The organism is Rhodococcus opacus B4 (assembly GCF_000010805.1).
Lineage (GTDB): Bacteria > Actinomycetota > Actinomycetes > Mycobacteriales > Mycobacteriaceae > Rhodococcus_F > Rhodococcus_F opacus_C.
This window is the reverse complement of sequence record NC_012522.1, coordinates 4,942,975-4,966,046: the sequence shown is the minus strand read 5'-3', so window position 1 is coordinate 4,966,046 and position 23,072 is coordinate 4,942,975. Positions and strand designations below refer to the sequence as shown.

24 protein-coding genes and 1 pseudogene are annotated in these 23,072 nt (G+C 67.0%); 8 read left to right on the top strand and 17 right to left on the bottom strand.

The genetic code is table 11. The features are described 5' to 3' along the window. The first annotated feature begins 144 nt into the window (after positions 1 to 144). From ROP_RS22855 to ROP_RS22845, 3 genes are all read left to right on the top strand, one after another. Complete coding sequence (locus ROP_RS22855; RefSeq protein WP_012691775.1) at positions 145 to 1,407, top strand: acyl-CoA dehydrogenase family protein; 1,263 nt, start codon at positions 145 to 147, stop codon at positions 1,405 to 1,407. A gap of 129 nt (positions 1,408 to 1,536) precedes the next feature. Then, on the top strand, positions 1,537 to 2,808 hold the full coding sequence (locus ROP_RS22850; protein WP_012691774.1) for an MFS transporter: 1,272 nt from the start codon (positions 1,537 to 1,539) through the stop codon (positions 2,806 to 2,808). Continuing rightward, positions 2,805 to 3,821 (top strand): DUF7064 domain-containing protein, encoded by a 1,017-nt coding sequence (locus ROP_RS22845; RefSeq protein ID WP_012691773.1) that lies wholly within the window; start codon positions 2,805 to 2,807, stop codon positions 3,819 to 3,821. The genes ROP_RS22850 and ROP_RS22845 overlap by 4 nt, the downstream gene beginning before the upstream one ends. Positions 3,822 to 3,873: 52 nt before the next feature. Here the strand turns inward: ROP_RS22845 and ROP_RS22840 are convergent, their stop codons facing one another. After that, the gene (locus ROP_RS22840; protein WP_012691772.1) at positions 3,874 to 4,425 is read right to left on the bottom strand and encodes a TetR/AcrR family transcriptional regulator; all 552 of its coding nucleotides are present in this window, start codon (positions 4,423 to 4,425) and stop codon (positions 3,874 to 3,876) included. 45 nt (positions 4,426 to 4,470) lie between these two features. On the opposite strand from ROP_RS22840, the gene ROP_RS22835 reads away from it, so the two are divergent. After that, positions 4,471 to 4,986: a thioesterase family protein gene (locus ROP_RS22835; RefSeq protein ID WP_043825175.1), complete on the top strand. Its 516-nt coding sequence runs from the start codon at positions 4,471 to 4,473 to the stop codon at positions 4,984 to 4,986. Positions 4,987 to 5,130: 144 nt separating this feature from the next. Here ROP_RS22835 and ROP_RS22830 read toward each other — a convergent pair whose 3' ends face one another. From ROP_RS22830 to ROP_RS22810, 5 genes are all read right to left on the bottom strand, one after another. Beyond that, positions 5,131 to 5,925, bottom strand: a complete 795-nt coding sequence (locus tag ROP_RS22830) for an IclR family transcriptional regulator (protein ID WP_012691770.1) — start codon at positions 5,923 to 5,925, stop codon at positions 5,131 to 5,133. A 77-nt stretch (positions 5,926 to 6,002) separates the two neighbouring features. After that, positions 6,003 to 7,016, bottom strand: coding sequence for a DUF7064 domain-containing protein (locus tag ROP_RS22825; protein WP_043825174.1), 1,014 nt, complete (start codon positions 7,014 to 7,016; stop codon positions 6,003 to 6,005). Positions 7,017 to 7,047: 31 nt separating this feature from the next. Then, positions 7,048 to 8,355, bottom strand: a complete 1,308-nt coding sequence (locus tag ROP_RS22820; RefSeq protein WP_012691768.1) for an MFS transporter — start codon at positions 8,353 to 8,355, stop codon at positions 7,048 to 7,050. Positions 8,356 to 8,390: 35 nt separating this feature from the next. Beyond that, a complete protein-coding gene (locus ROP_RS22815; protein ID WP_012691767.1) occupies positions 8,391 to 8,939 on the bottom strand; it encodes a hypothetical protein in 549 nt (182 codons plus the stop codon). Next, positions 8,939 to 10,180 carry a phosphotransferase family protein gene (locus tag ROP_RS22810; RefSeq protein WP_043825173.1) on the bottom strand — a complete coding sequence of 414 codons (1,242 nt, stop codon included), beginning with the start codon at positions 10,178 to 10,180 and terminating at the stop codon, positions 8,939 to 8,941. Before ROP_RS22810 ends, ROP_RS22815 begins: the two co-directional genes overlap by 1 nt. A 349-nt stretch (positions 10,181 to 10,529) precedes the next feature. On the opposite strand from ROP_RS22810, the gene ROP_RS22805 reads away from it, so the two are divergent. The 4 genes from ROP_RS22805 (at position 10,530) to ROP_RS22790 (ending at position 14,367) form a co-directional block, all read left to right on the top strand. After that, the gene (locus ROP_RS22805; protein ID WP_009475531.1) at positions 10,530 to 11,336 is read left to right on the top strand and encodes an enoyl-CoA hydratase-related protein; all 807 of its coding nucleotides are present in this window, start codon (positions 10,530 to 10,532) and stop codon (positions 11,334 to 11,336) included. 88 nt (positions 11,337 to 11,424) lie between these two features. Further along, positions 11,425 to 12,561 (top strand): acyl-CoA dehydrogenase family protein, encoded by a 1,137-nt coding sequence (locus ROP_RS22800; protein ID WP_012691765.1) that lies wholly within the window; start codon positions 11,425 to 11,427, stop codon positions 12,559 to 12,561. Positions 12,562 to 12,590: 29 nt separating this feature from the next. Further along, positions 12,591 to 13,487 (top strand): SDR family oxidoreductase, encoded by an 897-nt coding sequence (locus ROP_RS22795; RefSeq protein ID WP_009475533.1) that lies wholly within the window; start codon positions 12,591 to 12,593, stop codon positions 13,485 to 13,487. A gap of 73 nt (positions 13,488 to 13,560) precedes the next feature. Beyond that, positions 13,561 to 14,367 carry a PaaI family thioesterase gene (locus tag ROP_RS22790; RefSeq protein WP_012691764.1) on the top strand — a complete coding sequence of 269 codons (807 nt, stop codon included), beginning with the start codon at positions 13,561 to 13,563 and terminating at the stop codon, positions 14,365 to 14,367. 18 nt (positions 14,368 to 14,385) lie between these two features. On the opposite strand, the gene ROP_RS44290 is transcribed toward ROP_RS22790, so the two are convergent. The 11 genes and pseudogenes from ROP_RS44290 to ROP_RS22745 all read right to left on the bottom strand — a co-directional run bounded on the left by ROP_RS44290 (position 14,386) and on the right by ROP_RS22745 (position 23,066). Beyond that, entirely contained in the window at positions 14,386 to 14,700 is a 315-nt protein-coding gene (locus tag ROP_RS44290) for an AMP-binding enzyme (protein WP_012691763.1), read from the bottom strand. Positions 14,701 to 14,711: 11 nt separating this feature from the next. After that, a complete protein-coding gene (locus tag ROP_RS44285) occupies positions 14,712 to 15,002 on the bottom strand; it encodes an AMP-binding protein (protein WP_012691762.1) in 291 nt (96 codons plus the stop codon). 260 nt (positions 15,003 to 15,262) lie between these two features. Further along, positions 15,263 to 15,340 (bottom strand): annotated as a pseudogene (locus tag ROP_RS44280) (AMP-binding protein); the annotation flags it as partial. A gap of 117 nt (positions 15,341 to 15,457) precedes the next feature. After that, a complete protein-coding gene (locus ROP_RS22780) occupies positions 15,458 to 16,492 on the bottom strand; it encodes a phosphotransferase family protein (protein WP_012691760.1) in 1,035 nt (344 codons plus the stop codon). A 36-nt stretch (positions 16,493 to 16,528) separates the two neighbouring features. Continuing rightward, positions 16,529 to 17,380 (bottom strand): enoyl-CoA hydratase/isomerase family protein, encoded by an 852-nt coding sequence (locus ROP_RS22775; protein WP_050785225.1) that lies wholly within the window; start codon positions 17,378 to 17,380, stop codon positions 16,529 to 16,531. 5 nt (positions 17,381 to 17,385) lie between these two features. Continuing rightward, positions 17,386 to 18,195 (bottom strand): enoyl-CoA hydratase/isomerase family protein, encoded by an 810-nt coding sequence (locus ROP_RS22770; protein WP_043825170.1) that lies wholly within the window; start codon positions 18,193 to 18,195, stop codon positions 17,386 to 17,388. A 78-nt stretch (positions 18,196 to 18,273) separates the two neighbouring features. Next, the gene (locus ROP_RS22765) at positions 18,274 to 19,464 is read right to left on the bottom strand and encodes a CaiB/BaiF CoA transferase family protein (RefSeq protein ID WP_012691757.1); all 1,191 of its coding nucleotides are present in this window, start codon (positions 19,462 to 19,464) and stop codon (positions 18,274 to 18,276) included. Next, the gene (locus ROP_RS22760) at positions 19,465 to 20,436 is read right to left on the bottom strand and encodes an EamA family transporter (RefSeq protein WP_012691756.1); all 972 of its coding nucleotides are present in this window, start codon (positions 20,434 to 20,436) and stop codon (positions 19,465 to 19,467) included. A 5-nt stretch (positions 20,437 to 20,441) separates the two neighbouring features. After that, positions 20,442 to 21,227 (bottom strand): enoyl-CoA hydratase-related protein, encoded by a 786-nt coding sequence (locus ROP_RS22755; protein ID WP_012691755.1) that lies wholly within the window; start codon positions 21,225 to 21,227, stop codon positions 20,442 to 20,444. Between the two features lie 116 nt (positions 21,228 to 21,343). Continuing rightward, positions 21,344 to 22,201 carry a 1,4-dihydroxy-2-naphthoyl-CoA synthase gene (gene menB / locus ROP_RS22750; RefSeq protein ID WP_012691754.1) on the bottom strand — a complete coding sequence of 286 codons (858 nt, stop codon included), beginning with the start codon at positions 22,199 to 22,201 and terminating at the stop codon, positions 21,344 to 21,346. A 106-nt stretch (positions 22,202 to 22,307) separates the two neighbouring features. Continuing rightward, on the bottom strand, positions 22,308 to 23,066 hold the full coding sequence (locus ROP_RS22745; protein ID WP_009475543.1) for an SDR family NAD(P)-dependent oxidoreductase: 759 nt from the start codon (positions 23,064 to 23,066) through the stop codon (positions 22,308 to 22,310). Positions 23,067 to 23,072: the final 6 nt, after the last annotated feature.

Here is a 23,072-nt window from a genome sequence, read left to right as displayed (position 1 = left end):
ATGCAACCACGGCGACCACCCGCTCGACAGGGACCGGAGATCCGGCACTGGAGAAATCAACAGTGCGGCGCGACGATCGCCTGGCCGCGGACCCCGTCGCTCCCTAGCGTCCGAGACATCGGATCCCGAACCGGAGGACGCCCCATGGACTGGACCATTCCCGACGACGTGCAGCAGTTCGTTACCGACCTCGACGCGTTCATCGACCGTGAGATCGTGCCGCTCGAGGCGAAACATCCGCAGTTCTTCGATCACCGCCGCGAATACGCGCGGACGGACTGGGAACGGGACGGGTTCCCCCAGCAGGAATGGCGCGACTTGCTGCTCGAGGCGCGACGTCGATCCGATGCCGCCGGCTTCTTCCGATTCCCGCTGCCGCAGGCCCTCGGCGGGAACGACGGCAGCAACCTCGCGATGGCCGTCGTCCGTGAACACCTGCTCACCAGGGGCTCGGGCCTGCACTTCCCTCATTCCGACGAGGCGTCGGTGGTCGCGAATCTGCCGCTCGCCCTCGTGCTGCACGAATACGGCACTCCCGAGCAGCGGGAGCAGTACCTCGAACCGCTGATCCGCGGCGACATCGAGATCGCGTTCGGACTCACCGAGCCGGGACACGGCAGCGACGCGACGTACCTGGAGACGACGGCCCGGCGCCACGGCGACGACTGGGTGATCACCGGGGCGAAGCGCTTCAACAGCCTGGTCGACTGTTCCGAGGTCGACCTCGTGTTCGCACGCACGTCGGGGCAGGCGGGCAAGGCGGACGGGATCACCGCGTTCCTCGTGCCGACGGACGCCCCCGGCTTCTCGGTGCCGTTCAACCACTGGACGTTCAACATGCCCAGCGACCATTCGGAGGTCCATCTCGACGACGTGCGGGTGCCCGCGGGTGCCGTGGTCGGCGAGGTCGGCCGCGGACTCGACTGCGCCCAGCTGTTCGTTCACGAGAACCGCATCCGGCAGGCGGCGTCGTCGCTCGGGGCCGCGCAGTACTGCATCGACGAGAGCGTGCGGTACGCGCAGGAACGGGTCGTCTTCGGCAAGCCCCTGCACGAGCACCAGGGCATCCAGTGGCAGCTGGTGGAACTGCAGACCGACGCCGAACTGATCCGCAACACGATCTACAAGACCGCCGCGATGATGGACGAGCTCGGGAAAACGGCCGTCACCGACAAGGTCGCGATGGTGAATCTGCGCAGCAACCAGCTCGCGTGCCGGGCCGCCGACCGCGCGATCCAGATCCACGGCGGTGTCGGATACACCCGCCACAAGCAGTTCGAGCACATCTACCGCCACCACCGCCGCTACCGCATCACGGAAGGTACGGACGAGCTCCAGCTCCGTCGCATCGCGAGCCGGATGTTCGACTTCGGGTCTCGGCGGGGAGCGACTGTGGGAACCGCTTGAAGCAGTTTGGTCTGTCCTTTACATTTGGCCAGTCCATATGCTCTCATGCTGTGACGAGCGCCACTCCGGTGGCTCGCCCGCAGCCCAAGTACACGGTCCGACCCTCGACATCGATCGACAGGAGCTCCCATGAGCACAGCGTCCACGCGGCATCTGAACCGCTGGTGGTACGTCGTCACAGGCTTTGTGACACTGCTGTTCGGCACGACCGCCGTCAACGTGTTGTTCAACATTCTGGGTAAGCCCATGACCGCAGAATTCGGCTGGGAACGAAGCGTCATCAGCAACGGCCTGTCCATCGAAACGGTGCTGGTGGGCATCAGCATCGTCATTCTGGGTTTCCTCATCGACCGGTACGGACCCAAGATCCCGTCGGTTCCGATGTCACTGGCGTTCGGCATCGGCCTGATGCTGATGTCCGCGCTGCCGAACAATCAACTCGTCTTCTACCTGCTCTGTGTCGTGATCGGCGCCGGAGCGGGCGCCGTGAACCCGGTGGCGCATTCGACCGTGGTGAGTGCGTGGTTCCAGGACCGTCGCGGCATGGCGCTGGGCATCCTCATGGCCGGCCTCGGCTCGTGCGGAGTGCTGATGCCGTATCTGGCCAACTGGATGCTCGGCATCGGCGGATGGCGGATGGCGTTCCTGGTGATCGGCGCCCTGTGCACGGTCATCCCGGCCGCCGTCTACGCCTTCGTCACCCGCATGCCCGCCGAACACGAGGCCGAGCGCGTGGCCGCGCGTCTACAGGGCCGCATGGCCGGGGAATCGCTGCTCACCATCGCGAGGAAATACCGGCAGTTCTGGCTGCTGTCCGTCGCCATCTTCTTCGTGTCGTCGGCGACGTTCGGCCTGATGTCCCAGGTCGTGCCCATGACCACGGACAAGGGCATCACCCAGGGCACCGCCGTCTCCATTCTGTCGGTGCTGAGCCTGGCGTCGATCGGCGCACGACTGCTGGTCGGGTATCTGCTGGACCGGTTCTACGCCCCCGTCATCGGCTCGGTCATCTTCGCCCTGTGCGGGGTCGGGGTCTTCCTCATGATCACGTCGTCGCAGACGGGAGTTCTGTTCGCCGGCGCCGCCCTGATCGGTCTGGGTCTGGGTTCCGAGGGCGACCTCGCCGCCTACATGGTGAGCCGGTACTTCCCCAAGCACTCGTACGGCCGGGTGCTGGGATTCATCTACTTCCTGTACGCGCAGGGGTCGGCGTTCGGCATCTTCCTGCTCGGACAGGTCTACGGCGCCACCGGCTCGTACAGTGCCGGCGCGCTTCCGATCATCGTCCTGGTCGGCGTCGCCATCGCGTGCCTGCTGATGATGGGTTCCTACCGCTTCACGCTGGACCATCGTGAAATCGGCGCCGACAATGTGACCGTAGAACAGAAGGAGCACGTATGACCGACGGATTTCACGACGCCCTGGTGACGCACACCGCCGAGGACATGCCGGAGAAGTTCTTCGACCGGTTCATGTTCAATCTCCACCCGGACGGAGTCGCTGCACCGTCGGTGATCCTCGGCGCCGGCGTCTATCCGCCGCGGAACGTCGTGGACGGCTTCGTCGTCCTGACCACGGAGTCCGAGCAGCGTAATCTCCGCTTCTCCACCGAACACTCCGACACCGACGGCGCCTCCGTCGGACCGTTGACGTGGGAAACCGTGGAGGACAACACGACCTGGCGAATTCAGCTGGGCGAGAACAAGACCGGGCTCGAACTGGATCTGCTCTGGCGCGCACGGGCGCCGTACTGGCTCGGATCGGTGGACGTGAAGAACACGGACGGCAACGTCACCGCGTTCGATCACCTCTTCCAGCCCGGTCGCTACGAAGGCACTCTCACCCTCGACGGAACCACTACGGACGTCGGCGGCTGGTACGGCCTGCGGGACCGCTCCCGGGGCGTGCGCACGATGTCCGGGGGCCAGGGCCTGCACATCTGGTACCAGGCCCAGTTCCCGGACCGCACGTTCGGATTCCTGCTCGTCGAGGACCGCATGGGCGGACGGATCCTGCTGGAGGGCGCCGTCATGCACGACGACGGACGACTCGACGACATCACCGACGTCCGGCACGACCTGGTGTTCACCTCGGGCAACGACCTCGCCTCCGGCACGGTGGAGATCGCCACGGCCTCCGGAGCCACGTACCGCGTCGACGCGGACGCCTCGGCCGGCGGCGGCTTCATGGCAGGCGGCGGCTACGGCGGGCACCACGGCAAGGTCCGTGGCCGCGACCACGAGGAATTCGACGTCTACCCGTTGGACGGGACCGTGGGGCCGAAGACTCTCGACTCGGCCCTGACCGACCGGTGCTGCACGTTCGACTGGGACGGGCAGACCGGGTACGGGATCTTCGAGTTCGCGCTGTCGCGGTCGTCGTCCTACGCGTACCGCGCCAGCATCGCGACGTAGTCCGACGCGTGTCACTGCCCCCGCACGCGTCACGAGGTGCGGGGGCAGTGCGCTATTCGCGGAACGCGTCCAGGCCCTCGCTCGCCATCCGCACCATGTGGTCGGCGAGCCCGGCCGTGCGGGTCACCTTCGCGGGCCAGTACGCGATGGAGAAGATCATGCCCAGGCAGGATTGGGTGGCCACGGACACCTCTGCCGGCGACGCCGTGGGGATCGACCGCGCCACGGCAGCCTCCCAGCTCTGGACGTACTGCTTGCGCCGGCGATTGATGGCCTTCCGCCACGGATCGACCAGCGACCGGTCCTCACGCTGGCTGACATTCACGAGATGCCGGTGCCGGGCCGCGAAGAGGGCGTGGTGCCGGATCATCCGCTGGAGATCGAGATCGGCGTCGTCGTGGACGGGTTCGGTGGCGCCGATCAACTCGTCCATCGCCTCGTCGAACAGGGTGGCCAGGATCTCGTCCTTGCCGGAGAAATGGCGGTAGATGGCCGGACCGCTCAGTCCGGCACGAGACCCCAGTTCATCGACACTCGTACCGTGAAAGCCTTTTTCGTAGAACAGCTCTGCGGCAGTGTCGAGGATCTTCCGGTTCCGGTCCACCGCGCCATTCTAGCACCGGCTGTGAACGATCGTTATAGTGGATCGATGACGATACCAGCCGAAATCCCCTCCTACCTCCAGGTGGTCGCACTTCCCCGCGAGTGCGGGCCGGTGCTCGTTCCGTCCGCCTACGAGGACGAGAACGGCCACATGAACATCCGCCATTACTTCGACCTCGAGGCGCAGGCGATCGCGGAGGTGTTCGACCGGATGGGCATCACCGACGACTACCGCGCCACCCGTGGCCAGGGCTTCTTCACCGCGGAGCACCACATCCGCTACTACGCGGAGGTCCACGTCGGCGACCGGGTGTCGGTGCACGCTCGGCTCGTCGCACGCTCCGACAAGGTGGTGCACGCGATGGCCTTCCTCGTCGACGACACCACCGAGCGCCTCGCCAGCACCCTCGAGGTCACCGCCACCCACGTCGACCTCACCAGCCGCCGGGTCGTGCCCTTCGCCGACGACGTCGCCGAAGCCGTCGACCGGGAACTCGCCCGCACCGACGTCGACTGGCCCGCACCCGTCTGCGGCGCGATGGGCATCCGCGCCCGCGCCTGAGCGGATTCCTCCACGCGTCCGGGACAGACGCGCACCTTCTCGGTTCCCGCACTCGTTCCAGGGTCCGAGAACGGGTGCGGGAGCCGAAAAGATGAGCGCGTGTCGGCCTTGCCCGGGCGGCGTCGCGGACGCCCAGCGCCCGACTCACATCGTGTCGGACGGCCTCAGTTCCCGAATACGATCCTCGATTCGCTTTGCTGCTCTGCGCATCTGGGAAACGAGTCCCGCATCCATTCCGGCCTGGAGGCGGGTCGTCGGCAACGCGACGACCAGGGCGCCGAGAGCGTCGCCTTCACCGTTGCGAAGGCAGACCGCCACGGAGGACAAGCCGACCTCGACTGCATCGATGGCTGTCGCATAACCCTTCTCCGCCACAGCCCGCAATTCCCTTCGCAACTGGACGAACTCTGCCGGTGTCAGCCGGTCGGCCGACAGTGCATGGTCCGACTGATACAGGTCGGCGAGCGCGCTGTCGCCGAGTTGCGCGAGCAGCACTCGACCGCCGGCCGACGTGCGGGCGGGCGGAACATGCCCCTGGCGGTTTCCGACCCTGAGCAGTTTCTCCGATTCCACGGCTCCGATCACCCGGGACTCGACGCCGGTGCGTACGACGGGATTCACCGTCTCCCCTGTCAGAGAGGCAAGTTCGCGCATCGGGCCGAGGCTGGCATCGCGGAATGTCCGGGTCCAGGACGAATGAGTGGGACCGACCCCGATCGACGGCCCCGGGAGGTACCGCCGCGACTCGTCCTGCACGACGAAGCCGTGGTAGATCAGCATGGCCAGCAACCGGTGGGCGGTCGACTCAGCCACGCCGATCTCCTCGGCGGCATCCTTCAACCGGAGGCTGCCGTGGTCGCGGACTGCGTTCAGCAGTAGCAGCGCATTGTGCACGGACTCGATCATGTAAGTCGGCTTACTGATCGGCCTCGTCTTCATACCGGGATGATAGTCCGACTTCGCGGGGTCCGAAATGGGTACCCGCCACGGCGCACCCGCGATTACAGCCCGGCTTCTCAGACGGACACAAGCCCGCGGGTGTCGGCCTGGAACCGGCCGAAGTTCCTGTTCAGCTCGGACAGGTGCCGAGTACTCATGACCACCCCGTACCCGTCGCGCCCCGCACATGTCCACCGCATCAGAGCGTTGTGCACCATCGCGGTCGGCGCCGCGATCCAGGGCGCCCCGACGTTCGGCGTGGCCTGCAGGCGGAACTTCTTCCCACGCACGTCGGTGACCGTCATGTCGATTCCGGTGCACACCATTCCGAGGTGCGTGCTGGTCATCTCCAGCTCGTCGGTGAGCCCGTAGACCTCGCCGTCGTCCATCACGTATCCGTGCGAGAGCTGGAAGGCGTCGGGATTCGCCACCTCGGGGTTCCAGGGGCAGATCATGTGGAAGGCGAGGTCCTCGCCGAAGGTCGCCGAGACGATGTGGTTCGGCTTCCCGGCCTTCATGGGGTCACGCGGTCCCCAGCTCCGATCCATCCGCTCGATGGAGTCGACGACGTACTCGCGGCCGCGAACGATCATCGTTCCGGTCGCACGCCCGGTGGCATCCCCGTGCCCGATGGCCTTGCGGCTACCCGACTCGAGGTCGGCGTGGATATCGGCAACCGTGCCCGCCTGTGGACTGTGTTGCGGATCGTGAATGTCGAACGGGTCCATGAGGTTCACCCAGTCGACGTGGATCTCGGTGCCGTCGTCGGCGACGTAGTCGATGCGGAACTTGCGCGGCGCGTCGACCGCATCGATCGACAGTCCGATCGGCGAGTCGATCCGCGTGAAGGATGCCGGCGCGGGGAGATGTGGATTCTCGTTGTAGTGCAACAGTTCCGCTCGGGTGTCGGTGAGCGAGCCGCACACCATGACCTGGTTCCACATCACCCCGAGACTCGGGCGCACGTTCGTGTAGATCAGCGTGTAGAGGTTCGCCTCCGGAATCACGATCGGAAACAGGATCGTTTCGACCCACAGATGGTCGGCCTCAGGGGGATTCTGGTACTCGAAATGCTCGGCGCCGAATGCCATTTCTCTCATTCCTCACTTCTGTTGGATTGGTCTAGTGGGTTCTGGATCGTGCGGCCGTGCGCGCGGCGAAAATGCCCGCGATCACGGTGAGTGCGACGACGGCCATCGCGTAGAAGGCCGGGATGGTCGCTCCGCCGAGTCCGGCGAGTGCCGCCAGGATGATCGGGGTCGGGCCGGCGAAGAGGGTCGTCGACATCTGCCATCCGAGAGACAATCCGGTGTACCGGGTGTCGGTCTCGAACATCTCGGACAGCAGTGGTGTCACGGCCGCGATGTTCGCGGCGACGACGGGTGTGACGACCACCATCGCGGCGATCGCGAGTGGCAGCACACCGCTCGACAGCATCAGGAGCGACGGATAGATCAGTACGATCAGCGTGGCCGACGAGACGAGCAGTTGCGGGATCCGTCCCACCCGGTCGGACAGACGCGCAAAGGGAAGCACCGCAGTGCAATACGCGACCAGGCCGACGAACGTGATCAACTGCGCGTCTCCGGCGGAGAAGTCCGTGAACTCCTTCAGCGCGGACGGCATGTAGATGAAGTACAACGCCATCATGCACGAGTTGGTCGCCGCGATACCGATCCCGATGAGCACCGATCGATAGTCCCGTCGCAGCGTCGTCAGCAGCGGCGATTTCTGCACCCGCCCCTCCCGGGACAGGGCCGTGAACGCCGGCGTCTCCTCGAGCCGGAAGCGGATGTACAGGCCGATCAATCCCAGCGGCAGCGACAGCAGCAGCGGCAATCGCCATCCCCACGACGACATCGCCTCCGGCGACAGGGTCCGGGTCAGCGCCATCGCCGTTCCCGATCCGAACAGCATCGCCCCGCCGACGGTCAGCGAGATGAATCCGACGAAGAAGCCCCGCCGGGCAGGCGGCGCGAACTCCGCGATGAGCGACGTCGCTCCGCCGTACTCACCGCCCGCGGAGAGTCCCTGCACGAGACGGAGCACGGTCAGGAGAACCGGTGCCGCGACACCGATCTGGTAGTACGTGGGCAGCACACCGATGCCCGCCGTGGCGAGGGTCATCAGGGTGATGACGACCGAGAGGACGACCCTCCTGCCGTATCGGTCGCCCAACGGCGCGAAGATCACCGCGCCGAGGGGGCGTGCCACGAAGCTGGCGGCAAAGGCACCGAAGGTCAGCAATAGGCTGACGAACGAGTTCCCAGTGGGAAAGAAGGCCTGCGCGATGTACGTCGCGACGTAGCCGTAGATGACGAAATCGTAGTACTCGACGAACGTTCCGAAACTGGCGGCGGAGATCGCGCGCCGACGCATGTCGGTCGAGACCGTGGAGTCGGGTGCGGTGGTGATCACCTCGGATGACATATCTTCTCCTGATGCATGAGGCAGCGGTGCGTTGGCTAGTGGGTGCGGGGCGGAGCGGCAGGGGTGCCGAGGAGGGAGCGGAGCGGCGGGACGGCAGCCGGGTCCGGATCGACGCCCTGGGGCAGGAACCACGACCGCTGCATCTCGACGAGTGGTCGTGAGTGGTCGAGCACGAGGCGGCTGATCTCTGCGCCCGTGTCCGGGTCCGTGGATCGCGCCGATCGGACGATTCCGGCGATCGCTCGCGTCAACTCGTCCGTCGCCCGGTCGAGTTGTCCGTATTCCGGAACGGCGAGCCGATCGGTGGCACGTGCCTCCGCGAGTGCGTCCACGAGCAGTGACGCGGCCGCGGTGTCGGTAACCAGGTAGGCGCTGAGTCGTTCCGCCAGAGCGAGATACGTCCGGAACTCGTACAGCTTCCGCGGGTACTCGTGCTGTGCGCGGTCGCGGTAGAAGTCGAGTACGCCGGCGATGACGCGCACCTGCTCGGCTGCGAGCGAATTCGACTCCCCCAGCGCCGGTGTCACCGTCGTACGTAGTGAGCGGGCAGCTGCGCCGAACGTGTTCGCGGATTTGTTCACCATCAGAGAACCTCCTCGAGATCCTTGCCGAGTTGATGCGCCATCAGATATCCGGTCGCCTCGAGTCCCGTCAGCAGGACGTCCTGGTGGGTCTTCCCGAGCTTCGAGACGCGGTAGGCCGAGCCCAGCGCGGTGACGACGGACTGGTATTCGTTCAGGATCCGGTAGAACGTCAGCTTGTCCGGATCGACGGTCAGGCCGGATGCCTGCTCGTACTGCTCGAAGAACTCCGCGGTCGGCAGCAGACCCGTCGCGAGGAACTCCGAACCGTCCTCGGACGGATGGCCGAACGGGTACAGCGTCGCCCACGCGAGGTCGCGGTGGCGGTCGCCGAGGAAGCTGCGCTCCCAGTCGAGGATGGCCGTGACGGATCCGCTGTCCTCGTCGAACAGGAAGTTTCCCCCGCGATAGTCGCCGTGGACGAGACTGACACGGTCGAGGACGGGGAGATTGTCCTCGAGCCAGCCTTCCGCCACGTCGAGCAGCGGAAGGTCTTCTCCTCGGTCCTCCTCCCACACTCGTCTTGCCCGGTTCAACTGCCACAGGGCGCTCTCGGTGCCGCCCACCGCGGGCTTCTCGTAGTGGTCCAGTGGGGCCGCCGCGACGTCGAACGTGTGAATGCACGCCAGGAGGTCGACGAACTGCGGGGCGAGGACTTCGCGGAGTTCGGGACCGAAGTTGATTCCGATGCCGGCGATCCGACTCTGGGCGCGGCTGGGCTTCGCGGATCCGTGCACCCACGTGTAGACGAGCGCCGGCTCCGGGAACCACCGTCCCTCCTCGTCGACCCACCGGACCGTCGGCACCGGCACTGTCCCAGCGAGGGCGTTGATCACCTCGAATTCCCGCATCCGGCTGGTGGCATTGAGGGACTCCGGCGGCTCCATCCGGAGGACCAGGTCCTCGGTCACGTCGCTACCTGCCGGGTCGGAGTACCTGAGAGTGAAACCCATCTGGATCTTCGACGCTCCGCCCGTCAACCACCGTGCGTTCCGGACCTCGAATGCAGACGGCAGTACGTCCCGCAGCATGTTCTCGAGCGCCGCGGTGAGCAGGCCGAGATCGAAGCTGCGGTACCCCGACCCGGCCCGCCTCTCCATCTTGCGGGTCAGCATCCTGTCGTATTCGCCTTCGGTGGGGAATCGCGCGCGAATCTCCTCGATGATCTCGGGCGTGGGATCGTCTCGATCGGCGTCTGCGATCGGTCCGGGTATCTGCAGATCCCGGTGGATGGTTGCACTCATTGTTTCCTCATCACGCTCATGGCGGTACACGCCGTGACCGGAGCGCTACAGCACGGCTCTCCGGGAGATTGGGCCTTGCGGGTCGGGCGTCGTCACCTCGACGTCCGGAACATTAATGTGACCGGGCACACACGTACAGAAGGTTCTGCTGTGCAGAGGATGGAAGTACGACGACCGGGTCGCAACGTCATATTGCAGCGAATTCGCGTCGTATCAACGCAGGTCACAGTCTTTTAAACCGTTGGTCTTGAAAACGCTCGTTATCAGCGCTACCTTCGTCATAAGGTAAGACCAAAAGAACTTCGCGGGACTCACGTTCCGCGGGCAACACGAAAGGACCAACAGGTCGATGAGTGACTTCACGAGTGACTTCACGGATGTGACGTACGAGGTCGAGAACGGACTCGCCTGGATCACGATCAACCGGCCCGAGCGGTACAACGCGTTCCGCGCGAAGACGGTCGACGAGTTGGTGAAGTCGTTCAAGAAGGCGTGGGGCAGCTCCGAGGTCGGGGCGATCGCGCTCACCGGTGCCGGCGAGAAGGCGTTCTGCTCGGGTGGCGACCAGAAGCAGCGCATGGAGACGGGTGACTACGGCCCGTCCGACAGCGGCCTGTTCGAGGTCGAGGCCCTGCACCGCGTGCTCCGGGATGTGCCCAAGCCCGTGATCGCCGCGGTCAACGGTGTCGCGGTCGGTGGCGGCCACGTGCTGCACCTGCTGTGCGACCTGTCGATCGCCGCCGATCACGCCATCTTCGGGCAGAACGGCCCGCGGGTGGGATCGTTCGACGCCGGCCTGGGCACCGGCTACCTCGCCCGCGCGATCGGCGAGAAGCGCGCCCGTGAGATCTGGTTCCTGTGCCGCCGCTACAGCGCGGAGCAGGCCCTCGACTGGGGCCTGGTCAACAAGGTGGTGCCCGGTGACCAGTTGCGTGCCGAGGTCCGGGCGTGGGCCGACGAGATCCTGCAGCTGTCGCCGACGGCGCTGAAGGTGCTCAAGCAGTCGCTCAACGCCGACACCGAGCACTTCATCGCGCAGGGCAACATGGCCTACTCCACGCTGAAACTGTTCGGTGAGTCCGCCGAGGCCATCGAGGGCATCAGCGCGTTCAACGAGAAGCGCAAGCCCGACTTCTCCAAGTTCCGCGGCGCCTGACCGATGACTTCCGGACGGCGGGGCTGTCTTTCGCCTCGCCGTCCGGCAACTCACTTCCCGGGACCCGTCACAGAGAGCAGTAGGCCACATGCGTTTCACCCGAGAGCAACGAGAGTTCGCGGTCGCCGTCCGCGAGTTCTGCGACGCCGAATGCAAGACCCTCCAGCAACGTGACCTGCTGACCGAGGGCGGCACCCTGGCGAACAGCCAAATCATCCTCGACAAGTTCGCCGGCCTCGGCTGGCTCGCCGTCTCGCTGCCGGAGGAATACGGCGGGGGCGGCGCCGGAATGGTCGAGGAATGCATCTTCCTCGAGGAATCCGCCCGCGGCCTCGCACCCATCATCGCCTACTCCACCGGACTCACCGCCGCCCAGACGTATCTGCGCTACGGCACCGAGGAACAGAAACGCACCATCGTCGGCAACATGGCCGCAGGCAAGCTCGAGGCGATCGCCCTCAGCGAGCCCGGTGCCGGCTCCGATCTCGGTGGCGTCCGGATCAAGGCGGAACTGGTCGACGACCACTACGTCATCAACGGGCAGAAGACGTGGATCTCCGCGGCCCACATCGCCGAGCACATCCTGCTCCTCGCCCGGACAGATACGTCCGGCAACAAGCACCAGGGTCTGACCCTGTTCATGGTGCCGACCGACACGCCCGGCCTCCAGATACACGAGATCAAGACCATGGAAGCCCGGACCTGCAACGACCTCTACTTCACCGACGTCGCGGTCCCGGTAAGCGCTGTCGTCGGCACACCGAACCAGGCGTGGCGCCATCTGATGCGCGGACTGAGCGTCGAACGGCTCATCATCGCGACGATGGCGCTCGGCGGCGCCCAGCGTTCGCTCGACGACCTGATCGCCTTCGTCACCGAGCGCGAGCAGTTCGGCCACAAGATCAGCAGCTTCCAGGCCATCCGGCATCGGATCGCGGATCTCGCCACGGAGATCGCCTTCGCGAAGTCCTTCGTGTACGAGGTGGCCGAGCGGATCGACGCCGGCGAGGAAGACAACCTCAACCGCGAGGGCTCGATGGCCAAGCTGAAATGCACCGAGATCGCGAAGAAGACCGCGCTCGAGGCGATGCAGATGATGGGCGGCTACGGCTACACCCGCGAATACGGCATGGAGGAACAGGTCCGCCGCTCCCTGGCGCCGCCGATCTACGGCGGTACCAACGAGATTCAGCGCGAGATCATCAGCAAGAGCCTGGGCCTGTAGCCCTCGTTCCCGACCAATAGGACCATCGCATGACCACTTCTCCCTTCGCGTCCGACGCCCTCGCGGGCAAGCGCGTGCTCATCACCGGCGGCGGCACCGGGCTCGGTCGCGGCGTCGCCCGGCACCTCGTCGACCACGGCGCCGAAGTACACCTGTGGGGCCGCCGGCCCGCCGTCCTCGAAGAGGCCGCCGCGGAGGCATCCGTGTCCCGTCCGGGCTCGGTGCACTGGCAGACCGTCGACGTCCGCAACGCCGACCTGGTGTCGTCCGCGATGGACGAGATCTGGGCGCTGCACGGCCCGCTCACCGGCGTGATCAACAACGCCGCCGCGAATTTCATCGCCCCCACCGAATCCCTGAGCCCCCGCGCCTTCGAGGCCGTCACCTCCACCGTGATGAACGGCTCGTTCAACACCACCCACGCCGCAGGCCGCCGCTGGATCGAGGGCGGAACCAAGGGCGTCGTCCTGTCCACCCTCACCACCTGGGTGTGGAGCGGTTCCGCGTTCGTCGTTCCGTCCGCGATGGCGAAGGCCGCCGTGCACTCGATGACGATGTCGCTCGCCGTCGAATGGGCCCGCTACGGCATCCGGCTCAACGCGCTGGCCCCGGGACCGATCCCGACGGACTACGCGTGGGAGATGCTCAACCCCACCGAGAAGAGTGCCGTCGGCGCCACCCAGGCCGACCAGGTGCCGATGGGCCGGATGGGCACCATGGAGGAACTCGCCAACCTCACCATCTTCCTGCTGTCGGACGCCTGCGACTACCTCACCGGCCAGACCATCGCCATGGACGGCGGCCAGATGCTGGCCGGCCCCGGTACTTTCGCCGGACTGACGTCGATGAGCAGCGAAGACTGGGCCGCGGCCCGGGAAAAGAGCAAGGCCGCGAGCGAAGCAGCCAAGGCCCAGCGCGGGGTCTGACCCACACATCAGGGAGGCCTGCCGACGGACTCGCGTCCGTCGGCAGGCCTTCTCCCGTCTGTCCAGGAGGGACATGACCATCGAGGACGTCACCGCACTCCCATTCATCGCAACCGGCGCCGAAGCCTTGTTCCGGGTAGCACCCGTCACCGGCGACGCCAATCACGGCACGTCCGTGATGACGACCGGACCGTGGATGGCCGACGAGCGAGGGATGCCGTGCCGCGGCGCTCTCGGTGTCCTGACGGACGACGTGACGGGATACCCCATTACCGCCCGCGCCCCGGCCGGGCACTGGTCCGTCACGACGGAACTTCACCTCGACTTCTCCCGCAGCCCCGCACTGGACGGTTCAGTCCTGCAGGCGGAAAGCCACGTCGTCAGCGTCGATCCGGACGGCGGCCTGGCAACGGGCCGGGTCGTCGACGAGTCCGGACGGGTCGTCGCGCTCGCAAGCGCCCGGCTGCGTTTCGTCGCCGCCGAGATGCCAACGGGTTCGCCCGACGACGTCACCCCAGCCCGAGTGAACGCGACCTCGACCATCGAACTGCTCGGTGCTCACCACCGACGGGACAACGCCGCTGCCGGCCTCGAACTCGAACCGTCGGAATCGCTCCGCAATCCGCTGGGCAACGTCCACGGCGGGGTCCTCCTGTGCGCCTCCGAGATCGCCGGCCACTCCGCGGTGACACCACATGCCGAATTCCAGACGACGTCCATCGCCATGGCGTTCGTGCGGCCCTGCCCGGGCACCGAGCCGATCACCTTCGCCCCCAGAGTGATCTACCGCGGCCGCACCTTCGCCGTCGTCCAGGTCGCCGGGCGCAATCGATCCGGAAAGACCTGCACCACAGCGACGGTCACGTGTCATCGCATGTGACCGCCGCGGTGCCGGCGGTCAGGCGCCGGTGCCGCTCATCGCACGCAGCTCGTGCTCTAGGACCTTCCCGGTCGTGTTCCGCGGGAGGAGGTCGACGATGCGCAATTCGAGCGGCAATTTGTAACGCGCGAGATCGGCGCCGGCGAATTCACGCAAGTCTTCCAACTCCAGGCTCGCGCCTGACGCTGGAACGACGACCGCCATCACTCGCTCGCCCCAGCGATCGTCCGGGGCGCCGATAACCGCGACCTCGGCGACGGCCGGGTGGCCGTAAAGCACGCTCTCTACCTCGGCGGGGTAGACGTTCTCACCACCGCTGATGATCATGTCCATGAGCCGGTCGGCTACGTAGAAGTAGCGTCCTCGTCCTGGTAGGCCACGTCACCGGTGCGCAACCAGCCGTCCGGGCCGAGTGCGGCGGCAGTTTCCTCAGGCATGTTCCAGTATCCCGGGGTCACGGGGTCGCCGCGCACGCACAGTTCTCCGTGCACGCCCGGCGTCGTCACCGCGTTGCCGTCGGCGTCGATCAGCCGGACCTCGTTCAACATGCCGGCGGTGCCGCACGACCCGAGCTTGTCGAGCGCGCGATCGGTGCCCAAAAACGTCGCACCGGTCGTCGCCTCGGACCCCAGCAATGGCTGACGGGAATCCCGCGTGCCCCATACAGCCGCAACATCGATTCCGGGACCGGTGCCGCGCCCACGACGATGATGCGGACGCTGAACAAGTCGGCGGTGTCGAAACGCTCGCGTTTGCTCGTGAACAGCATCATGGCCGGCACCATGAACAGCTATGTCACCCGGTACCGCTCGATGTCGTCGAGCAGTGTCCCCGCGTAGAGTGGCGCCGACGTGAGCGCGGCATGTTCGGCGTTGTAGTTCACCGCCAGCATCCAGTTGACGTTGCTGGCCCACAGGTTTCGGTGTGTCAGTATCGCGCCCTTCGGCCTTCCCGTGGTTCCGGAGGTGTACAGGATCGGGGCGGGCGAATCTGCGTCGAGGCGACTTCGCCCACATGGCAGGGCCGCTGCGCCGGCAGGTCGTCGATTCCTTCCCAGCCGTCCCTGCCTGAGACAGCCTTGACGCAGAGGTCAGCCCACGGACTGTGTCAGCCCCGCCGCGCGGTGGGCGGCGTCGAGGAAGGCACGCACGAGTGCCCCGTCGCGGTAGTACTGATCGCCGACTCCGGCGACGGCACGGCGGCGCCCGTATTCGTACAGCACCGCCAGCTTCCACAGGGCCAGTGCCGTGTACCAGTTCAGGTTCGACAGGTCGGCGCCGGTGGCGGCCGCGTATCGCTGGGCGAGTTCGTCGCGGGTCGGGTACCCCTCCTCGAGCACGGCCGTACCGAGGTCCTCGGTCGGTGTGCGCTCTTCGCCCGCCACGGGATACGAGGCGAGGAAGTAGCCGAGATCGAACAGGGGGTCGCCGATTGTCGCGAGCTCCCAGTCCAGCACTGCGGCAATACGTCCCGGCGAGTCAGGCGCGAGGATGACGTTGCCGATGCGGTAGTCGTTGTGGATGATCGCCGCACCGGACTCGGTGGGCACGTTGGCCCCGAGCCACGCGTCGATGTCCGCGAACTCCGGCGGCGGTGTCCCGTCCTCGGCCGCCACCAATTTGCCCATGCGGCGCAGGTGACGCTCGTTGAATCCCTCGGGACGGCCCAGATCACCCAGCCCGGCGGCCTGCCAGTCCACCGCGTGCAGTGCGGCGAGTGTGTCGATCAACGCCTCCCCGATGCGGCGACGGTCCGCCGGCGCGCTCAACGCGGACGGCGTCTCGACGGTGACCACCGGACCCGCGACGTAATCCATGACGTAGAACGGGACATCGAGTACGTCACCGGTCTGCCCGACGGCGAGGACGTCCGCCACCGGCACACCACTGCCCGCAAGGCCCCCGACGAGGCGCGCCTCCCGCAGCATGTCGTGGGCCCCCGCCGGAACGGGTGGAGGCGGCGGGCGGCGGACAATCACCTGACGTACCCCGTCGGAGACGAGGAACGTCAGGTTGGAATGCCCGTCGCCGATCCGGGACGTCGTCAGCGGGCCCTCGGTGATGCCTCGATCGCGCAGGAACGACTCCAGCGCACCGAGCGTGTCGGGCGTCCAGTCCCAGGTCATTCGCTCGCCTCCATCCACATATTCATTCGTTGATTCCTACTGCCCGGTGAAGCGCGGCGCCCGCTTCTCTTTGAACGCGGCAAGCGCCTCCGGCATGTCCGCACACCGGGTGAGCAGCGCCTGCCCCCGGTTCTCCAATTCGAGGGCCGCCGAATACGACGTGACTTCCTGGTTCCGCTGCAGAGCCCGCTTCGACATCCGGACACCGCCCGGGGAGTTCGACGCGATCGCCTCGGCCACCGCGACAGCCTCGTCGAACAGCTCCTCGCTCGGCACCACCCGGTTCGCCAGCCCGATCCGGGCGGCCTCTTCGGCGCCGACGAAACGCGCCGTGTACGCGATCTCCGCAGCCCTTCCCGGTCCGACGAGGCGGGTGAGCTTCCATGACGTGCCCAGCTCACCGACGGACAGGCCGACCTTGACGAACGCCGCGTTGAACTTCGCGGTGGGTGCCACGAGGCGGATGTCGGCAGCCAGCGCGAGCGCCATCCCGCCTCCCGCCGCGGCACCGTGAATCGCCGCGATCACGGGGAACGGCAGGTGGTACAGCGCCGCCAATCCGCCGGTCGCGGTCTCCTGGAACCGCAGGAACTCGCGCACACCCATTTCGGTGATGACGTGGATCTCGTCGAGATCGAATCCCGCACAGAACACCCGGTCGCCCGCGCCTCGGATGATCAGCGCCCGGGCGTCCGTGTCACGCAATGCGTACGCGGCGGTGTTGAACTCCTCGAACATCTTCACGGTCATCGAGTTCATCCGGTCCGGCCGGTCGATCGTGAGGACGGCGATCTTGCCCTCGATCACCTCGAGGGTGAGGGTCTCCAGCTGGGGCGGCGTGTAGTTGCTCAGCACCGCCGTATTCTCCCGCGTTTCCGTCTGCGTCATGCCGGTCACCGCCCCGTGAACTTCGGGCTGCGCTTTTCCTTGAACGCGGCCAGGGCTTCGGGCATGTCCTCGCCGCGGGTGAGCAGTGCCTGACCGCGGTTCTCCAGTTCGAGCGCCGCCGCGTACGACGACACCTCCATGTTCGCGTGCAGCGCTCGCTTCGACAGCTGCACTCCGGCAGGGGAATTCGCGCTGATCAGCCGGGCCATGGCGAGCGCCTCGTCGAGCAGCGACTCGGCCGGAACGACCGCGTTCAGCAGCCCGAGGGACTCGGCCTCGACGGCCTCGATGAAGCGGCCGGTGTAGGCGAACTCCGCTGCCCGCGCGGGACCGATGAGCCGGGGCAGGTGCCAGGACGCGCCCAGGTCGCCGGCCGAGAGACCGATCCGCACGAACGCCGCGTTGAAGCGCGCCGCCGGCGAACCGATCCGGATGTCGGCGGCGAGGGACAGGGACAGCCCACCGCCGGCGGCCGCACCGTTGACCGCCGCGATCACCGGGACGCGGATACTGCGGATCGCCGCGAGTGCCCGCGCCGCCAGTTCCTGCTGGTCGAGCATGCCCATCGGCGTCAGTGACGACAGCCCCTCGGCGTCGTCGAGATCGAAGCCACCGCAGAACGCCTTACCGGCGCCGGTGAGGATCACGACCCGCAGGTCGTGCTCGTGATCCAGTTGCAGCGCAACCTTCTCCAGTTCGACGAACATGGTGTTCGTCATCGAGTTCATCCGTTCGGGGCGATTCAACGTCACGACGGCGATGCCGGGTTCCGGCCGCTCGAGCGTGAACGTCTCCCATGTGGTGGGCTCGGTCACGAGTTCACTCCTTCTCAAGTTCGGCGATCCCAGGTGATCGCCGTCAGTGTGTGGTCCGGGCGTCTCGCGCCCGGCAGGTCAGGTCGCTGCGGCGGCCTCGCGCACCGCACCCGAGCGCAGCCAGTCGGCGACGCGGCCCGAGGCGATCCCCCAGTCGGTCAGGATTTCGGCGGTGTGTTCGCCCGGCGCCGGCGGACGGCGGTCCACCGCGGCAGCCGTGCGACTGAATCGCGGCGCGGGCGCGGGCTGAACGAGCCCGTCGACCTCGACGAACGTGCCGCGCGCGACGTTGTGCGGGTGCGCCGGCGCCTCGTCGACGTCGAGCACGGGTGCGACGCAGGGCGTGAGTCCCTCGGCGGCGTCGAGCCAGTCGGCGAGGGTACGGCCGCGCACGGCGTCGGCGAAGATCTTCTTCATCTGCGGCCACTGCGATCGGTGGTTCTGGTCCGGGAGGTCGTCGGGCAGGTCCAGCAGCGCGACGAGGTCGGCGTAGAAGTGCGGTTCCAGGGCACCGACGGCCAGCCATTTGCCGTCCGCGGTCTCGTAGGCGTCGTAATAGGGCGCGCCGCTGTCGACGAGGTTGGTGCCGCGCTCACCGTTCCACACCCCGGTCTGCGCGAACCCGAAGAACGGTGTCGCGAGGAGTGCGGCGCCCTCGACCATGGACGCGTCGATCACCTGTCCGAGCCCTGAACGCTGCTTCTCGAAGAGAGCGGACACGATGCCGAGGGCGAGAAGCATTCCCCCGCCACCGAAGTCGCCGATCAGGCTGAGCGGCGGGGTCGGCGGCTCGCCTTGGCGTCCGATCATGGACAGGGTGCCACTGAGCGCCACGTAGTTGATGTCGTGGCCGACGTGCTGGGCGAGCGGGCCGTCCTGCCCGAAACCGGTCATGCGGCCGTAGATCAGCCCGGGATTTCGTTCCGCGCAGTCGTCGGGCCCGATGCCGAGTCGTTCGGCGACCCCGGGGCGGAAGCCCTCGATCAGGACGTCGGCGTCCGCCACGAGCGACAACACCACCTCCGCACCGTCCGGGTGCTTGAGATCGACGGCGAGTGAGCGACGGCCGCGGTGCAGCAGTTCGGCGCGGAAGTCGGCGTTCGGGCCGACCAGCCCGGCACCGGCGGCGCGGTCCACGCGAATCACGTCGGCGCCGAGATCGGCAAGGAGCATGGCACAGAACGGCCCGGGGCCGATCGAGCCGATCTCGACCACCTTCAGCCCCGACAGCGGCCCGGTGAACGAGCGTTTCACGGTGTCCTGCGCCATCTACCCGCCTCCCGTCGCTTTTTGGTCCGATAATAATACCTTGGAACCGTTCGTGGTGGAATCCCCCGACGGTCGCGTTCGAGCGTGTGCACTGACGACCAGCACGACCGACAGCAGTACCACCGCTCCCCCGACCACGAGCGCGGGCGTGACGGGCTCGGACAGCACGACCGATCCGAGCGCCACGGCCACCACCGGGTTCACATACGTATGGGTGGCCACCAACGGGAGTGGCGCGTGGTGCAGCAGCCAGGCGTACGCGGTGAAACCGACGATCGAGCCGAACACCACGAGGTAGCCGAACGCACCCCATGCCCGGGGCCCGATCTCGCCGTCCAGGCGTTCTCCCGTCGCGACCGAGGCGAGCGCCATCGCCACGCCCGCCGCCAGAAGCTGATACATCGCACTGACATACACGTCGTGGGGCAGCCAGATCCGCGGCTTGATCCACGAGCCGAACGACCAGGACAGACTCGACAGCACGATCACCGCCACGCCGACGAGCGGGAGTCCGGACCGGTCACCACCGTGCGGCAGCACCAGGATTGCGAGACCGATCAACCCCACCCCGACGCCGGCCAGCTCGAGAACCCGTGGACGGTCACCGGACAGGGTGCGGTAGATGCAGATCCACAGCGGCACCATGGCCACGAGGAGTGCCGTCACCCCGGAGGGCACTCCGTGCAGTTGGCCCACCGAGGTCAGGCCGTTGCCGCAGGCGAGAAGCAGGACACCCAGGAACGCGGCTCCCGCCGTTTCCCGCCAAGTGAGGCGCAGCCGACGCCAGCCGCCGCGAAAGGCCAGGAAGGCGGCCATCAACGCGGCGGCGAGCAGGAACCGTGCACCCATCGAGCCGAGCGGCGGGACCTCCTCGATCACCAGGCGGATCGCGAGGTAGATCGATCCCCAGATCACATAGACGAGGAACAGGGCGAGCGCGATCGCACCCCTTCCGGCACGCCCGGACGACACGGCGCTCAGGAGAAGCGCGGAGCGCGCTTCTCGAGGAAGGCGGTGATGCCCTCCTTTGCCTCTCCGTTCTCGAACAGATCCTGCTCCTGGGCGACCTCGAACGCGAAGCCCTCCTCGAGCGGTGTGTCGAACGACGCGTCGACCGTGCGGATGACGGCCCGCTGCGCGGGCAACGACATCGTGCACAGCTCGGCTGCGAGCGCCAGTGCGGCGTCGGTCGCGGTGCCGGCGTCGACGAGCCGGTCGATCAGGCCGATCGCGTGCGCCTCGGGGGCGAGGACCTGCCGGGCGGTCAGCATGATGTCCAGGGCACGGCCGCGGCCGACGAGACGCGGAAGTCGCTGCGTTCCACCGGCTCCGGGAATCAGTCCCAGCTTCACCTCGGGCAGGCCGAACTTCGCGTCGGCGCCGCCGACCCGCAGGGTGCAGGCCATGGCGAGTTCGAGGCCACCGCCCAACGCGAGGCCGTCGACCGCGGCGATCGAGATGCGGTCGGCCGACGCGAGCCGGTCGAGTGCTCCCCGGAGTCGATCCCCGTACGCGGTGAAGGACTCCGCGTCCACAGACGACATGTGCTTGATGTCGGCGCCTGCCGCGAAGAAGCCGGGAATGTCCGAGCGGACGACGATCACCTTCACCGAGCCGTCGGCATCGGCTGCGTCGAGTGCGGCGTTCAGGCCGTCGATGATCGGCAGCCCGAGGGCGTTCGCCGGCCGTCGCTGCAACGTGATCGTCATGACGCCGCCGTCGACGTCGCTCCACGCGACTGCGGGCGTTGCGGTTTCCGACATGCACACCATCCTTCTCGGTCCAGTCCCAGGTGAGTGGCAATGTGCGCCCGGGGACGCTTTGCCACTCACGTGGGGTATTGACCCAACCATACTAATTGTCGGACCGAAATGGAAGATCAGGGTCGACGCGGAAACTTCTCGAACTCGGGGCGCCGCTTCGCCTTGTACGCCTCCCGGCCCTCCTTCGCCTCGTCCGTCGAGTAGAAGAGCAGATTTGCATCGTGCGCAAGCTGCTGAATCCCGGCCATCCCGTCCTCTGCAGCGTTGAAACTGGCCTTCATCAGCCGCAGCGCGAACGGCGAGAGCTGCAGCATCTCGCGGCACCACTGCACGGTTTCCCGTTCCAGGTCGGCGAGCGGAACGACGGTATTGACCAACCCCATCTCACGCGCCTGCTCGGCGTCGTACTGGCGGCACAGGAACCAGATCTCCTTGGCCTTCTTCACCCCGACCAGTTCGGCGAGCAGACCCGCACCGTAGCCGCCGTCGAACGATCCGACCTTCGGGCCGACCTGACCGAACCGGGCATTGTCCGCCGCGATGGACAGGTCGCAGACCAGGTGCAGGATATGTCCGCCGCCGATCGCGTAGCCGGCGACCATCGCCACGACCGGCTTCGGCAGGCGACGGATCTGGATCTGCAGGTCGGTGACGTGGAACCGGCCGACGCTGCCCGCCTTCCCCGGCTCGGTGAGGTAGCCGGTATCGCCGCGCACCCGCTGGTCGCCGCCCGAACAGAACGCGTCGGGCCCCTCCCCCGTCAGCACGATGACACCGACCGAGGAGTCCTCGCGGGCGTCGACGAGAGCCTCGGAGATTTCCATCAACGTCTGCGGCCGGAACGCGTTGCGCACCTCCGGCCGGCAGATCGTGATCTTCGCGATCCCGTCACCACTGTGCTCATATCGGATGTCCTCGAACTCACCCACCGGGGTCCAGGACACGAAATCCGTTGCATCACCGTTGTTCGTCATGCCCCGATCATAGGCACATCTGTAAACGATCGTTACCGTCCGACCCCTGGGAATGCCGAACGCGCGGCCGGATGACTCCGGGCCGCGCGTTCGGGAAAGCCGAGGGTCAGGACATCGTCAGACCACCGCTGACCGAGAGGGTCTGGCCGGTGACGAATTCGGCTGCGTCGGAGGCGAAGTACGCGACCGCGGCGCCGATGTCCTCGGCCTGCCCGAGGCGCTTCATCGGCACGGCGCGGGTCATGCCGCCGATCACTTTGTCGGCGTCCTGGCCGGAGCTGTCGGCGAACTTGCGCAGCGCCGGGGTGTCGGTCGGGCCGGGGCACACCGTGTTCGCGGTGACGCCCTTGGTCGCGACCTCACGGGCAAGGGTCTTGGTGAAGGCGATGATGCCGCCCTTGGCACCCGAGTAGACGGCCTCGAGCGACGAGCCGACGCGGCCGGCGTCCGAACCGATGTTGATGACCCGACCGAAGCCGCGCTCGACCATGCCCGGGACGGTCGCCTGGATGACCCGCAGCTGGCCCTTGAAGTTGATGTCGAGGATCCGGTCCCAGAACGCCTCGTCGGTCTTCAGGAACGGCATGAAGTCGTCCCAGCCGGCGTTGTTCACGACGATCTCGACCGGACCGAACTGCTCGGCCACCTGCTTCACCGCGGCCTGCACGGACGCGGTGTCGGTGACGTCGACGGGCACGGCGATCGCCTGGCCGCCGGCGTCGCGGATGCCGGCGGCGGTCTCCTCCGCGACCTCCAGGTTGAGGTCGGCGACCGCGACGCGGAAGCCCGCGGCCCCGAGGGCGTCGGAGATGCCCTTGCCGATGCCCTGCGCACCGCCGGTCACGAATGCAACTCGATTACTCATGTTCTT

What these genes read in the sequence shown, in the direction of transcription:
- ROP_RS22855 (WP_012691775.1), top strand. Translation starts at nt 145, where the DNA reads ATGGACTGGACCATTCCCGACGACGTGCAGCAGTTCGTTACCGACCTC.
- ROP_RS22850 (WP_012691774.1), top strand. Translation starts at nt 1,537, where the DNA reads ATGAGCACAGCGTCCACGCGGCATCTGAACCGCTGGTGGTACGTCGTC.
- ROP_RS22845 (WP_012691773.1), top strand. Translation starts at nt 2,805, where the DNA reads ATGACCGACGGATTTCACGACGCCCTGGTGACGCACACCGCCGAGGAC.
- ROP_RS22835 (WP_043825175.1), top strand. Translation starts at nt 4,471, where the DNA reads ATGACGATACCAGCCGAAATCCCCTCCTACCTCCAGGTGGTCGCACTT.
- ROP_RS22830 (WP_012691770.1), bottom strand. Translation starts at nt 5,925, where the DNA reads ATGAAGACGAGGCCGATCAGTAAGCCGACTTACATGATCGAGTCCGTG.
- ROP_RS22825 (WP_043825174.1), bottom strand. Translation starts at nt 7,016, where the DNA reads ATGGCATTCGGCGCCGAGCATTTCGAGTACCAGAATCCCCCTGAGGCC.
- ROP_RS22820 (WP_012691768.1), bottom strand. Translation starts at nt 8,355, where the DNA reads ATGTCATCCGAGGTGATCACCACCGCACCCGACTCCACGGTCTCGACC.
- ROP_RS22815 (WP_012691767.1), bottom strand. Translation starts at nt 8,939, where the DNA reads ATGGTGAACAAATCCGCGAACACGTTCGGCGCAGCTGCCCGCTCACTA.
- ROP_RS22810 (WP_043825173.1), bottom strand. Translation starts at nt 10,180, where the DNA reads ATGAGTGCAACCATCCACCGGGATCTGCAGATACCCGGACCGATCGCA.
- ROP_RS22805 (WP_009475531.1), top strand. Translation starts at nt 10,530, where the DNA reads ATGAGTGACTTCACGAGTGACTTCACGGATGTGACGTACGAGGTCGAG.
- ROP_RS22800 (WP_012691765.1), top strand. Translation starts at nt 11,425, where the DNA reads ATGCGTTTCACCCGAGAGCAACGAGAGTTCGCGGTCGCCGTCCGCGAG.
- ROP_RS22795 (WP_009475533.1), top strand. Translation starts at nt 12,591, where the DNA reads ATGACCACTTCTCCCTTCGCGTCCGACGCCCTCGCGGGCAAGCGCGTG.
- ROP_RS22790 (WP_012691764.1), top strand. Translation starts at nt 13,561, where the DNA reads ATGACCATCGAGGACGTCACCGCACTCCCATTCATCGCAACCGGCGCC.
- ROP_RS44290 (WP_012691763.1), bottom strand. Translation starts at nt 14,700, where the DNA reads ATGGACATGATCATCAGCGGTGGTGAGAACGTCTACCCCGCCGAGGTA.
- ROP_RS22780 (WP_012691760.1), bottom strand. Translation starts at nt 16,492, where the DNA reads ATGACCTGGGACTGGACGCCCGACACGCTCGGTGCGCTGGAGTCGTTC.
- ROP_RS22775 (WP_050785225.1), bottom strand. Translation starts at nt 17,380, where the DNA reads ATGACGCAGACGGAAACGCGGGAGAATACGGCGGTGCTGAGCAACTAC.
- ROP_RS22765 (WP_012691757.1), bottom strand. Translation starts at nt 19,464, where the DNA reads ATGGCGCAGGACACCGTGAAACGCTCGTTCACCGGGCCGCTGTCGGGG.
- ROP_RS22755 (WP_012691755.1), bottom strand. Translation starts at nt 21,227, where the DNA reads ATGTCGGAAACCGCAACGCCCGCAGTCGCGTGGAGCGACGTCGACGGC.
- menB (WP_012691754.1), bottom strand. Translation starts at nt 22,201, where the DNA reads ATGACGAACAACGGTGATGCAACGGATTTCGTGTCCTGGACCCCGGTG.
- ROP_RS22745 (WP_009475543.1), bottom strand. Translation starts at nt 23,066, where the DNA reads ATGAGTAATCGAGTTGCATTCGTGACCGGCGGTGCGCAGGGCATCGGC.